Below are 13014 nucleotides of genomic sequence, written 5' to 3'. Positions count from 1 at the left end.
GGACCACTGCCTTTACTGGGCGGCACCGCGAGGTGACCGTCCATTCGGTCAGTGGGGACGGAGGGCAGATGACCAACGCCGCGCACACCATGTTCGCCGCCGACGAGGCCTCCCGCGCGCTGGGCATCGAACTCGTCGAAGCACGCGACGGCCACGCCGTGGCGACCATGACGATCACCCGCGCGATGGTCAACGGCCACGACATCGCGCACGGCGGGTACGTCTTCCTCCTCGCCGACACGGCGTTCGCCTGCGCCTGCAACACCCACGGCCCGGTGACGGTCGCCGCGGGTGCGGAGATCTCCTTCGTCGCCGCCGGCCGGCTCGGCGACCACCTCGTCGCGACGGCCACCGAGCGCACCCGCTACGGCCGCAACGGCATCTACGACGTCACGGTGCACCGGGAGACCCCCGCCGGGCCCGAGGTCGTCGCCGAATTCCGCGGCCGCAGCCGCGCCATCTCCGCGAAACGGGACCGACCATGATCGAGACGGACATCGGCGCCGGCGAGCTGGCCACCCTCCAGCTGGAACGTCTGCAGTGGACACTCCGGCACGCCTACGCGAACGTGCCCGCCTACACGCGCAAGTTCGACGCGGCCGGCGTCCACCCGGACGACTGCAAGGAACTGGCCGACCTGGCCAAGTTCCCGTTCACCACCAAGCAGGACCTGCGCGAGAACTACCCGTTCGGGATGTTCGCCGTGCCGCAGGACCAGGTCCGGCGCATCCACGCCTCCAGCGGCACCACCGGCAAGGCCACCGTCGTCGGGTACACCGAGCAGGACATCGACACCTGGGCGACGGTGATGGCCCGCTCGATCCACGCGGCCGGCGGCCGTCCGGGGCACAAGGTGCACGTCGCCTACGGCTACGGCCTGTTCACCGGCGGGCTCGGCGCGCACTACGGCGCGGAGAAGCTGGGCTGCACGGTGATCCCGGCCTCCGGCGGCATGACCGCGCGGCAGGTGCAGCTGATCACCGACTTCCAGCCCGAGATCATCATGGTGACGCCGTCGTACATGCTGACGCTGCTCGACGAGTTCGAGCGGCAGGGCGTCGACCCGAAGGCCAGTTCGCTGAAGGTGGGCATCTTCGGCGCCGAGCCGTGGACCGAGCAGATGCGCGCCGAGATCGAGGAGCGGTTCGCGATCGACGCCGTCGACATCTACGGGCTGTCGGAGGTGATGGGCCCAGGCGTCGCGCAGGAGTGCGTCGAGACGAAGGACGGCCTGCACATCTGGGAGGACCACTTCTACCCCGAGGTGATCGACCCGTACTCCGAGGACGTCCTGGGCGGCGGCGAGACGGGTGAACTGGTGTTCACGTCGCTGACCAAGCAGGCGCTGCCGATCATCCGCTACCGCACCCGCGACCTGACGGCGTTGTCGCCGGGCACCGCGCGGCCGGCGTTCCGGCGGATGGCCAAGGTCACCGGGCGCACCGACGACCTGATCATCCTGCGCGGGGTCAACGTCTTCCCGACGCAGATCGAGGAGATCGTGCTGCGCACGCCGGCGCTGAGCCCGCACTTCCAGCTCGTCCGGTCCACGCGCGGCCGGCTCGACCACCTGACCGTGCGGGTGGAGGCGCGCCACGACGCCTCTCCGGCGGCTCGTTCGGAGGCGGCGGCCTCGCTGGTTTCGCAGGTGAAGGACGGTGTCGGGGTGACGGTGTCGGTGGACGTCGTCGACCCGGACACCCTGGAGCGGTCGATGGGCAAGATGCGGCGGATCGTCGACCAGCGGGAGCGGCCGTGACGACGCCGCGGCGCGGCCGGCCCGGCTACGACCTCGAATCGCTGCTGCAGGTGGCGGTGAAGCTGTTCAACGAGCGCGGCTACGACGGCACGAGCATGGAGGACCTCTCCCGCAAGCTCGGCATCACGAAGTCGGCGATCTACCACCACGTGCCCAGCAAGGAGGAACTGCTGCGGCTGGCGGTCGACCGGGCCCTGGACGGGCTGTTCGAGGTGGCCGCGTCGACCGACCAGCTGGACGGGCGCGCGATCGACCGGCTGGAGCACCTGGTGCGCGGCAGCGTCCTGGTGCTGGCGGACCGGCTCCCGTTCGTGACGCTGCTGCTGCGCGTGCGGGGCAACACGAAGGTGGAACGCACGGCCCTGGCCCGGCGGCGCGAGTTCGACCGCCTGGTGACGGACCTGGTGAAGCAGGCGGCGGCGGAGGGCGACATCCGCCCGGACGTCGACCCGGCGGTGACCGCCCGGCTGGTGTTCGGCATGGTGAACTCGCTGATCGAGTGGTACCGGCCACGCCGGGGTTCGTCGGCGGCGGAGGTCGCGGACGCGGTGTGCAAAGTGGCCTTCGAGGGCCTGCGCACGGGGTCGTGAGTGAGAAACAGTGTTCTAACACTGTTTCTCACTCACGAGGGCTTAGTCCTCGGCGGTCTGGGGCGGGCGGCCCGCCTGCCACAGCAGGGCCTCGCGCAGCTGGCCGATGAGCCGCTCGTCGTCCGCTTCGGACGGGTCGACGCCCAGCGGGATCCAGCGCTCCGACACCTTCTCGCCGTGGTCGTAGCTGGTGATCACGATCCCCGAGTACGACAGGGACTCTTCGTCCGCGCAGTCGCCGTCGGGCAGGGGTTCTTCGGCTTCGAAGCCGTCGTCGAAGCTGACGTGGCGATGCTGCAGGCGGACGCTGACCCAGCGTCCGGCCGGCCGGATCGGCGCGTCTTCTTCGTTCATCTGCTCCTACCCCCGGTCGCGGGCCCCTGCCGTCTCGTCGCATCCGGGTGCCGGGAAGTTACCGGCGGGTTGTTCCGGTTGCGTAACGACAAAGGTTGGCCCGAAACACCGCCCGCCCGCCACCGGAGTCACTCTTTTGACGTCGGGTCAACTATTTGTTGACAGCATGCCGATCCCCGGCGAGGCTGAGCGGATGACGAGTGGGACCCGGCCCCGGCGCCGCCGGCTCGAACCGGCCGAGCGGCGGGCCGAGATCCTCGCCGCCGCCCGGCACCTGTTCGGGGCGGGCAGCTACGCGTCGGTGTCCACTTCGGACATCGCCGAGGCGGCCGGGGTGGCACGCCCGCTCATCAACCACTACTTCGGCGGGAAGCGCGAGCTGTACCTGGAAGTGGTGCGGCAGCTGATGATCGTGCCCGCGCCGGTCACCGAAGCGCTGCCGGACACCACGATGGAGCAGCGGCTGGCGATCGGCGTCGAGCGGTGGATCGAGGTCGTGGACCGCAACCGCGACGCGTGGCTGACCGTGATCGGCCCCGAGGCGGCCGGGCGCGACCCCGAGATCGAGCGGATCATGCGCGAGGCCGACGAGGTCGCCGCCGACCGGGTCCTGGAGGCCGCGCTGATGACCGGCGTGACCGAAGGCCGCGAAGAGCTGCGCGCGATGATCCGGTCGTTCGGCGGGATGCTGCGCGCGGCGTCGCGGGAGTGGCTGATCCGCGGCGCGCTCGACCGCGCCGCCCTGCGCACCTTCCTCACCGAATCGCTGCTCAACCTGCTGAAGCTGACCTACCCGGCGGTGCTTGCCGAGCGGCGCGGTAGCGACGGGCGAACGCCGCCGGCGTCATCCCGGTCCAGCGCTTGAACGCGTGGATGAAGCTCGACGCCTCGGCGTACCCGAGGCGGTAGGCGACGTCCTCGACCGACAGCACGCCGGTGTCCAGGAGCTCTTCGGCGAGCGTCTGGCGGACCTCGTCGACCAAGGCGCGGTAGCTCGTGCCGGCTTCGGTCAGGCGGCGGCGCAGGGTGCGCGTGCTGAGCGTCAGCTGGCGGGCGATCTCGTCCATCCCGGCGTCGACGCCGCCGAGCCGGACCAGCCGTTCCCGCACCTGCTGCGAGATGCCCGAACGCTGCCGTCGGCGTTCGACGAGCGCTTCGCACTGCGCGGCGCACAGGGCGACGGTCTGCTCGTTCGCCTGCGGCAGGGGCCGGATCAGCAGCGCCGGGTCGAGCGTGGCGCGGCAGGCGTCCGCCCCGAACCGCGGCCGCACGCCGAACGCGGCCAGGTACGGCTCCGGCGTGACCGGCTCGTGCCGGAAGGTCAGGTCCTCCAGCGCGATCTCGGGCAGCAGGTCGCGCATGACCGCGAAGATCGCGGCCAGGTCGCGCAGCACGAGGAAGCGGGCGACGTCGGCGGGCACGCGGCTGTCGTCGAGCTCCAGCGTCAGGCGGTCGCCGCCGAGGACGACGTGCGGGATGCAGAACGCGAAGCTCAGGTCGAAGTAGCGCAGCGCGAGCAGCATCGCGTCGCGCAGGGTCGGGCTGCTGATGCAGGCGAACCCGAAGATGCCGAAGGTGGTGACGCGGTAGCGGCGCCCGAGCTCCAGCGCGGCCGCGTCCGAACCGTCCAGGGCGGCCAGCGCCCGCACGACGGCCAGCTCCTGGCGCGCGTCGACCTGGACGGCCGGGTCGGCGAGGTGTTCCGGGGTGAGCGTGGTCGCGGCCAGGAGTTTCCCGGCCGGCAGGCCGCGTGCGGCGGCGAAGCGGGTCATCAGCTCGATGCTCGCGGTGCCGCGCGGGAAGTCCCAGTCCCCGACGGCGGGCGCGGCGAGCTCGGCCATGGCCGGAATCATGGATCACCGGCGGAGAAGGTGTCCAATCGAGGACCGGAACTGTCCGGGGTGATCGTTAGGGTGACGACGTGGAGACCTTGAGCCGGCGCGCGCTGAACCGCGCGACCCTGGACCGCCAGCTGCTGCTGAGCCGGGCGAAGCTGTCGGCTTTCGACGCCGTCGAGCACCTGGCCGGGCTCCAGGCGCAGGCGCCGTTCCCGCCGTACTTCGGACTGTGGACGCGGTTGGCGGGGTTCCGGCCCGCGGAGCTGGCGGAGCTGCTGGAGAGCCGCCGCGTGGTCCGGATCGCGCTGATGCGCGGCACGGTCCACCTGGTGACGGCGGCGGACGCGCTGGCGTGGCGGCCGGTGGTGCAGCCGCTCTACGACCGCGACCTGAAGACGAACACCCTGCACGCGCGGGCGCTGGCCGGCCTCGACCACGACGCGGTCGCCTCGGCCGCCCGCGAGCTGCTGACGGCGTCGGCGTGGTCGAGCACGGCGCTGGGTGCCGAGCTGGCGAAGACCTGGGACGTCCCGCCGTCCTCCCTGACGCACCTGGCCCGGGGCCGGCTGCCGCTGGTGCAGACCCCGCCGCGGGCGATCTGGGGCAAGGCCGGCCAGACGACGTACGCGTGCCTGGACGAGTGGGTGGGCGCTCCCCTGCCGCCGCCTTCGCCCGCTTCGCTGATCGCGCGGTACCTGCGCGCGTTCGGCCCGGCCACGGTGGCGGACGTCCAGACGTGGGCGGGCATCACCCGCCTGGGCGAGGTGGCCGCGTCGATGGACCTGCGGCGCTACCGCGACGACGACGGCCGCGAGCTGCTGGACCTGCCGGAGCTGACGGTGCCGCCCGAGGACGTCCCGGCGCCGCCGCGGCTGCTGGGGCCGTTCGACCAGACGATCCTTTCGTACGCGAACCGGGCGCGAGTCGTCTCGGACGCCTACCGCAAGCGGGTGATCACGCAGAACGGCCTGGTCAAGGGCACGCTGCTGGTCGACGGGCAGGTGTGCGGCCTTTGGGAGATCCAGGCGTCGCGGAAGGCGGCGGTGATCGAGCTGTCGCCGTTCGAGAAGCTGCGGAAGCGGGATGCGGCGGCGCTGGAGAAGTCGGCGGGAGAACTGGTGCGGTGGGCCGAGCCGGGGTCGGCGACGCACGAGGTGCGCGTGCACGCGCCGGCTTGAGGCTGGCCGGAATTCTCGATTGTGTGACCGCTCGTGGCCTGTTGTCACAGGCGTCCGGTGCGTAGCTTTTCCCGCATGAGCAGTGCGGCGAAGGGGCCATCGGTGCTGATCGTGGGCACCGGATTCGGCGGCATCGGGACGGCCATCGAGCTGAAGCGCGCGGGGTTCACCGACTTCACGATCCTGGAGAGCGCCGCCGAGCCCGGCGGGGTCTGGCGGGACAACACCTACCCGGGCGCGGCCTGCGACATCCCCTCGCCGCTGTACTCCTTCTCCTACGAGCCGAACCCGCGCTGGCCGAAGCGGTTCTCGCACCAGCCGGACATCCTCGCCTACCTGCGGCGGGTCATCACCAAGTACGGCCTGGACCCGCACATCCGGTACCGGACCGAGGTCACCGGGGCCGCGTTCGACGAAACGCGGAACCTCTGGCGGGTCGAGACGAAGGGCGGCGAAACCTTCGAGGCGAACGTCTTCGTGCCCGCCGTCGGGCAGCTGTCGCGGCCGGTGCTGCCGGACATCCCGAACCGCGAGAGCTTCGCCGGCGACGCGTTCCACTCCGCGCGGTGGGACCACGGCGTCGACCTGACCGGGAAGCGCGTCGCCGTGATCGGGACCGGGGCCAGTGCCGTGCAGTTCGTGCCCGAGCTGCGGAAACGCGCCCAGCACGTCACCGTCTTCCAGCGCACCCCGCCGTACGTCATGGCGAAGTCCGATCCGAGCTACCGGCGGTGGCAGCACTGGCTGTTCGAACACGTGCCGCCCACGCAGCTGCTCGGCCGGCTGCGGATCTTCCTGCTCGCCGAGTACGCCACCTACGCCATGACGCGCCACCCCGTGCTGGCGAAGATGTTCGAGCTGCGGACCGCGCAGCTGCGCCGGCGGCACATCAAGGACCGGGAGCTGCGCGCGAAGCTGACGCCGTCCTATCCCCTGGGCTGCAAGCGGATCCTGTTCACCAACGAGTACCTGCCCGCGCTGGCGCAGCCGGACGTCGACGTCGAGACGCGGCGGATCCGCGAGATCACCGAAAAGGGCGTGCGGGTCGAGGACGGCACGGAACTCGAGGCGGACGTGCTGATCTACGGCACCGGGTTCGCCGCGACGGAGTTCCTCCACCGGATGGACGTGCGCGGCCTCGGCGGGCGGTCGCTGCAGGAGGAGTGGTCGGGCGGCGCGCGGGCGTACCTGGGCATCACCGTGCCCGGCTTCCCGAACCTGTTCTGCGTCTACGGGCCCAACACGAACCTCGGCGCCGGGTCCATCATCTACATGATCGAGCGCCAGGCGCGGTACGTCCGGCAGGCGGTGGAGCAGCTCGCGCGGCCCGGGGTGTCCTACCTGGACGTCCGGCCCGAGGTCGAGCAGCGGTACGACCGGGAGGTGCAGCGGCGGCTGGGCCACAGCGTGTGGAGCGCCTGCACCAGCTGGTACCGCCAGGCCGACGGCCGGGTGACGACCAACTGGCCGGGCCTGGTCACCGAGTACGACCGGCGGACGCGGCGGCTCGACGTCGCGGACTACCGGGTGGTGGCGTGATGGACTACGACGTCCTGGTGATCGGCTCCGGGTTCGGCGGCAGCGTCACGGCGCTGCGGCTGACCGAGAAGGGCTACCGCGTCGGCGTGCTGGAGACCGGCCGCCGCTTCGCCGACGACGAGTTCGCGAAGACGTCGTGGCGGCTGCGCAAGTACCTGTGGGCGCCGGCGCTGGGCTGCTTCGGCATCCAGCGGCTGACGCTGCTGAAGAACACGTTCGTGATGAGCGGTTCCGGCGTCGGCGGGGGTTCGCTGGTGTACGCGAACACGCTGTACGAGCCGCCGGACGGGTTCTACGCCGACCCGCAGTGGGCGCACATCACGGACTGGAAGGTCGAGCTGGCGCCGTACTACGACCAGGCGAAGCGGATGCTCGGCGTGGTCGAGAACCCGGCGACGACGGCGGCGGACCGGGTCCTGAAGGACGTCGCCGACGACATGGGCGTCGGCCACACGTACCGCCGCACCCCGGTCGGCGTCTACTTCGGACAGTCCGGAGTGGACCCGTTCTTCGGCGGCGCGGGCCCGTTGCGCTCCTCCTGCACCCTGTGCGGCGAGTGCATGACCGGCTGCCGGGTCGGGGCGAAGAACACGACGGTCAAGAACTACCTGTACCTGGCCGAGCGGGCGGGCGCGGTGGTGCACCCCTTGACGACCGCGATGTCCGTCCGGCCGATCTCCGGCGGGTACGCGGTGCAGACGCGGCGCACCGGCGGGCTTTCCCGGAGGACGTTCACGGCGTCGCAGGTGGTGTTTTCCGCGGCCGCCCTGGGCACCCAGCGACTGCTGCACCGGATGCGGGACACCGGAACTCTGCCTGCCCTGTCGCCCCGGCTCGGCCTCCTGGCCCGCACGAATTCGGAGGCGGTCCTGGCGGCCCGGTCGTTGCGGGCGGACACGGACTACTCGCGCGGCGTCGCGATCACGTCGTCGATCCACCCGGACGCGGTGACGCACGTGGAGCCGGTGCGGTACGGGCGCGGCAGCAACCTGATGGGCCTGCTGGCGACGGTGCTGGTGGACGGCGAGCCCGGCCGCCGCCGCTGGGCGCTGGGCGTGCGCGAGCTGTGGCGCGCCCGCCGCGACCTGCTGCGGATCCACAACCCGCGCCGCTGGTCGGAGCGGATGATCGGCCTGCTGGTGATGCAGACGCTGGACAATTCGGTGACGACGTACACGAAACGCGGCCTCTTCGGCCGGCGCATGACCACGCGCCAGGGCGCGGGAGCGCCGTCGCCGTCGTGGATCCCCCCGGGCCACGAGGTGACGCGCCGGGTGGCGTCGAAGATCGGCGGCCTGCCCCAGGGCGCGTGGACGGACCTGGCGAACATCCCGATCACGGGCCACTTCATCGGCGGCTGCGCGATCGGGGACTCTCCCGAGACCGGCGTGGTGGACCCGTACCAGCGGTTGTACGGGTACCCGGGACTGCACGTGGTGGACGGGTCGGCGATCTCGGCGAACCTGGGGGTGAACCCGTCGTTGACGATCACGGCCCAGGCGGAGCGGGCGATGGCGTTCTGGCCGAACGCCGGCGAGGCGGATCCGCGGCCGTCGCTGGGTGCGGAGTACCGGCGGGTGGCGGCGGTGGCGCCGAAGAACCCGGTGGTCCCGTCGGAAGCACCGGGTGCCCTTCGGCTGCCCCTGGCGTGAAACAGCCCTCCCGGACCGCGCCGTCCGGGAGGGCCGTTCAACGCACGGTTACGGCAGGCCCGCGAGCCCGGCCGACACCGTGTTGGCGAACGCGTACCCCTGCGACGCGTCCCAGTTGATCGACCACGTCATCGCGCCGCGGATCGACGGGTAGGTCGTCGACGGCTTGAACGAGCCGCACGACGTTCCCCGGGCCAGGCAGTTCAGTGCCGACACCGTGTTGGCCGGGGCCTGGTAGCCGCCGCCCGCCGCCTGCGGGGACGCCGGGAGGCCGAGGCCGACCTGGTCCGCGCGGAGGCCACCCTGCAGCTGGATGCAGGCCAGTGCCGTCAGGAAGTCGACCGTGCCCTGCGAGTACACGTTGCCGTTGCAGCCGTTCATCGAGCCGGAGTTGTAGTACTGCATGTTGACGATCGTCAGGATGTCCTTGATGCCCAGCGCCAGCTGGAAGTAGCCACCCTGGGTGGACTGCATGTCGATCGTCTGCGGCGCCATCGTGATGACCTTGCCGCCGCCGTTGTAGATGCTGCGCAGCGCCTGGCCCATGTACGTGGCGTTGATGCCGTTCTCCAGGTCGATGTCGACGCCGTCGAAGCCGTAGTTCGCGATCAGCGACTTGATGCTGTTCGCGAAGTTGTTCGCCGAGCTCGAATCGCTGACGCTGATCGTGCCGTTCTGGCCGCCGACCGAGATGATCACCTTCTGGCCGCGCGCCTGGACCGTCCTGATGTCGGCCTTGAACTGCGCGTCCGTGTAGCCGCCGAGCTGCGACGACAGGCCGGAGTCGAGCGTGAAGCTCACCGCGCCCGGCGTCCCGGTGGCGTCCGCGAACGACACCGCGATGATGTTGTACTTCGTCGGGACGTCGGCCAGCTTCAGCGCCTTGGCGCCGTTGTAGAAGTTCTGCCAGTAGCCCGTCAGGACGTGCTTCGGCAGGTCACCCTGGGTCGGCGGCGTCGTGGTCGTGGTCGTCGGCGGCGTGGTGGTGGTGGTGGTGGTCGGGGGCGTCGTCGGGGTGGTCGGCGTCGTCGGCGTGGTGGTGGGCGGGGTGCCCGGGCCGTCGAGGCTGACGTCGTCGGCGTAGTACGCCGGCTGGCCGTACCAGCCGTGCAGGTACACCGTCAGCGACGTGCTCGAGCCGGTCGTGAAGCTCAGCGACAGCTGCTGGTAGCCGCTGGTGCCGGGCGTCCACGTGCTGGTCGTCGCCGAACCGGAGACGCCGAGGTAGACGTAGCTGCCCTGGACCCAGGCCGACAGCTTGTACGCCGTGTTCGCCGAGACGCTCAGCGTCTGCGAACACTGGCCGTTGTCCGACGACGTCGGCGTCACGTTCAGGGCCTTGCTGCCGCCGTGCACCGGGGTGCTGACGACGGCCGGCGCGGAGGTGCACGTCCAGCCGGTGGTGCCGGCTTCGAAGCCGGGGTTGGCCAGGATGTTGGCCGCCGAAGCGCTGCCGGCGAGCACGAAAGTCACGCCGAGGCACAACGCGACCACGGAAAGTAGGGAAAGCAGGGCGAAGCGGACCTTGGGGACCACGGGCGACCTCCACGACACTGGTGAGGCAGGTCACCACAAAATGGACTAGACCAATCTGATTGTCAAGGAACCCCATCCGAAAGTCGGGGGGCCCGAAACGGCAGAATGTGACGATCGGATCCAGGCGAAGCAGGAGCGTGTTGCAGTGAGCGTGTCGGTCGAGCAGAAGATCGCCGAAGAACTGGGCGTGCGCGAAGGACAGGTCAAGGCCGCCGTCGAGCTGCTCGACGGCGGGTCGACCGTGCCGTTCATCGCCCGCTACCGCAAGGAAGTCACCGGCATGCTCGACGACGCGCAGCTGCGCACGCTCGAAGAGCGGCTGCGCTACCTGCGGGAACTCGACGAGCGCCGGCTCGCCGTGCTCGAGTCCATCCGCAGCCAGGGCAAGCTCGACGACGCCCTCGAGGCGTCGATCCTCGCCGCGGACACGAAGTCGCGGCTGGAGGACATCTACCTCCCCTACAAGCCGAAGCGCCGCACCAAGGCCATGATCGCGCGCGAAGCCGGCCTCGAGCCGCTGGCCGACGGCCTGCTGAACGACCCGGCGACCGACCCGCAGGCGGCCGCGGCGGTGTTCGTCGACGCCGACAAGGGCGTCGCGGACACGCAGGCCGCCCTCGACGGCGCCCGCGCGATCCTCGTCGAGCGCTTCGCCGAGGACGCCGACCTCATCGGCGACCTGCGGGAGAAGATGTGGGGCCAGGGCCACCTGGTCGCCAAGGTCCGGTCCGGCAAGGAGGAGGAGGGCGCGAAGTTCTCCGACTACTTCGACTTCTCCGAGCCCTACACCAAGCTCCCCTCGCACCGGATCCTCGCGATGCTGCGCGGCGAGAAGGAGGAGGTCCTCGACCTCACGATGTCGCCGGACGAGCCCACCGACGAGCCGCAGGTCGGGCCGACCGAGTACGAGCAGCGCATCGCCGCGAAGTTCGGCGTCGCCCAGCAGGGGCGGCCGGGCGACAAGTGGCTCGGCGACACCGTGCGCTGGGCGTGGCGCACCAAGATCCTCCTGCACCTGGGCATCGACCTGCGGATGCGGCTGCGCCAGGCCGCCGAGGACGACGCCGTCCGCGTGTTCGCCGCCAACCTGCGCGACCTGCTGCTGGCCGCGCCGGCCGGCACCCGCGCCACCATGGGCCTCGACCCGGGCTTCCGGACCGGCGTGAAGGTGGCCGTCGTGGACGCGACCGGCAAGGTCGTCGACACCCACGTCATCTACCCGCACCAGCCGGCGAACAAGTGGGACCAGTCGATCGCCGAGCTCGCGGCCCTGGCCGCGCGGCACAAGGTGGACCTGATCTCGATCGGCAACGGGACGGCGTCGCGCGAGACGGACAAGCTCGCCCAGGAGCTGATCAAGAAGCACCCGGAGCTGAAGCTGACGAAGGCCGTGGTCTCCGAGGCGGGCGCTTCGGTGTACTCGGCGTCGGCGTTCGCTTCGCAGGAACTGCCGAACATGGACGTCTCGCTGCGCGGCGCGGTCTCGATCGCGCGCCGGCTGCAGGACCCCCTGGCCGAGCTGGTGAAGATCGACCCGAAGTCGATCGGCGTCGGGCAGTACCAGCACGACCTGTCCGAGGTTTCGCTGTCGCGCTCGCTCGACGCGGTGGTCGAGGACTGCGTGAACGCGGTCGGCGTGGACGTCAACACGGCGTCGGCGCCGCTGCTCACCCGGGTCTCGGGCATCACGACGGGCCTGGCGGAGAACATCGTCTCGCACCGCGACACGAACGGCCCGTTCCGCTCCCGGACGGCGCTGAAGGAGGTCGCGCGGCTCGGCCCGAAGGCGTTCGAGCAGTGCGCGGGCTTCCTCCGCATCCCGGACGGCGACGACCCGCTCGACTCTTCGGCGGTGCACCCGGAGGCGTACCCGGTGGTCCGCCGGATCCTGTCGTCGACCGGCACCGACATCCGCGCGCTGATCGGCAACACCCGGACGCTGTCGTCGCTGAAGCCGGCCGAGTTCGTGGACGAGCAGTTCGGCCTCCCGACGGTGACGGACATCCTGTCGGAGCTGGACAAGCCGGGCCGCGACCCCCGCCCGGCGTTCAAGACGGCGACGTTCGCCGAGGGCGTGGACAAGATCTCCGACCTCAAGCCGGGCATGCGCCTGGAGGGCGTGGTGACGAACGTGGCGGCGTTCGGCGCGTTCATCGACGTGGGCGTGCACCAGGACGGCCTGGCCCACGTTTCGGCCCTGTCGAAGAACTTCGTGAAGGACCCGCGCGAGGTGGTGAAGCCCGGGGACATCGTGAAGGTGAAGGTCCTCGAGGTGGACGTGCCCCGCAAGCGCATCTCCCTGACGCTGCGCCTGGACGACGAGCCCGGCGCGAGCTCGGGCAACCGCGGCGGCGGCGAGCGCCGTGACCGCGGCCAGGGCGGCGGCGGTCAGCGCCGCGGCGGCGCCGGCGGCGGCGACCGTCGCGGCGGCAGCGGCGGCGGCCGGGACCGCGGCGGGAACACCGCGGCGAGCGGATCGATGGCGGACGCGCTCCGGCGGGCCGGCTTCGGCAAGAAGTAGGACTGGCGTCGAAGGCCGCGCCCGGGCTCCGGACGCGGCCTTCGCGC

General features: G+C 71.2%; 11 protein-coding genes. 8 read left to right on the top strand and 3 right to left on the bottom strand.

Annotated features, from left to right (window positions below; all coding sequences use genetic code 11):
* The first annotated feature begins 68 nt into the window (after positions 1–68).
* From paaI to ABZW17_RS00140, 3 genes are read left to right on the top strand one after another with little or no spacing between them, the layout of a single operon-like run.
* Positions 69–485, top strand: a complete 417-nt coding sequence (paaI, locus tag ABZW17_RS00150; protein ID WP_354808110.1) for a hydroxyphenylacetyl-CoA thioesterase PaaI — start codon at positions 69–71, stop codon at positions 483–485.
* A complete protein-coding gene (gene paaK / locus ABZW17_RS00145) occupies positions 482–1759 on the top strand; it encodes a phenylacetate--CoA ligase PaaK (RefSeq protein ID WP_354808109.1) in 1278 nt (425 codons plus the stop codon). The genes paaI and paaK overlap by 4 nt, the downstream gene beginning before the upstream one ends.
* Positions 1756–2349: a TetR/AcrR family transcriptional regulator gene (locus ABZW17_RS00140; RefSeq protein ID WP_354808108.1), complete on the top strand. Its 594-nt coding sequence runs from the start codon at positions 1756–1758 to the stop codon at positions 2347–2349. Before paaK ends, ABZW17_RS00140 begins: the two co-directional genes overlap by 4 nt.
* Positions 2350–2391: 42 nt before the next feature.
* Here the strand turns inward: ABZW17_RS00140 and ABZW17_RS00135 are convergent, their stop codons facing one another.
* The gene (locus tag ABZW17_RS00135; RefSeq protein ID WP_354808107.1) at positions 2392–2703 is read right to left on the bottom strand and encodes a hypothetical protein; all 312 of its coding nucleotides are present in this window, start codon (positions 2701–2703) and stop codon (positions 2392–2394) included.
* A 193-nt stretch (positions 2704–2896) separates the two neighbouring features.
* On the opposite strand from ABZW17_RS00135, the gene ABZW17_RS00130 reads away from it, so the two are divergent.
* On the top strand, positions 2897–3568 hold the full coding sequence (locus ABZW17_RS00130; protein WP_354808106.1) for a helix-turn-helix domain-containing protein: 672 nt from the start codon (positions 2897–2899) through the stop codon (positions 3566–3568).
* Here ABZW17_RS00130 and ABZW17_RS00125 read toward each other — a convergent pair.
* Positions 3474–4544, bottom strand: coding sequence for an AraC family transcriptional regulator (locus ABZW17_RS00125; RefSeq protein ID WP_354808105.1), 1071 nt, complete (start codon positions 4542–4544; stop codon positions 3474–3476). The two genes, ABZW17_RS00130 and ABZW17_RS00125, sit on opposite strands and share 95 nt — an antisense overlap.
* A gap of 80 nt (positions 4545–4624) precedes the next feature.
* Between ABZW17_RS00125 and ABZW17_RS00120 the strand changes: the two genes are divergently transcribed.
* From ABZW17_RS00120 to ABZW17_RS00110, 3 genes are all read left to right on the top strand, one after another.
* Positions 4625–5719, top strand: coding sequence for a winged helix DNA-binding domain-containing protein (locus ABZW17_RS00120; RefSeq protein WP_354808104.1), 1095 nt, complete (start codon positions 4625–4627; stop codon positions 5717–5719).
* A 75-nt stretch (positions 5720–5794) separates the two neighbouring features.
* Entirely contained in the window at positions 5795–7258 is a 1464-nt protein-coding gene (locus tag ABZW17_RS00115) for an NAD(P)/FAD-dependent oxidoreductase (protein ID WP_354808103.1), read from the top strand.
* On the top strand, positions 7258–8910 hold the full coding sequence (locus ABZW17_RS00110) for a GMC family oxidoreductase (RefSeq protein ID WP_354808102.1): 1653 nt from the start codon (positions 7258–7260) through the stop codon (positions 8908–8910). Before ABZW17_RS00115 ends, ABZW17_RS00110 begins: the two co-directional genes overlap by 1 nt.
* 48 nt (positions 8911–8958) lie before the next feature.
* Here ABZW17_RS00110 and ABZW17_RS00105 read toward each other — a convergent pair whose 3' ends face one another.
* Positions 8959–10446 (bottom strand): glycosyl hydrolase family 18 protein, encoded by a 1488-nt coding sequence (locus ABZW17_RS00105; RefSeq protein ID WP_354808101.1) that lies wholly within the window; start codon positions 10444–10446, stop codon positions 8959–8961.
* A 145-nt stretch (positions 10447–10591) separates the two neighbouring features.
* Between ABZW17_RS00105 and ABZW17_RS00100 the strand changes: the two genes are divergently transcribed.
* Positions 10592–12967 (top strand): Tex family protein, encoded by a 2376-nt coding sequence (locus ABZW17_RS00100; RefSeq protein ID WP_354808100.1) that lies wholly within the window; start codon positions 10592–10594, stop codon positions 12965–12967.
* The last annotated feature ends 47 nt before the right edge of the window (positions 12968–13014 follow it).

Origin of the sequence: Amycolatopsis sp. NPDC004625 (assembly GCF_040609695.1) — a bacterium.
Lineage (GTDB): Bacteria > Actinomycetota > Actinomycetes > Mycobacteriales > Pseudonocardiaceae > Amycolatopsis.
This window is presented reverse-complemented; position numbering and strand designations above follow the sequence as displayed.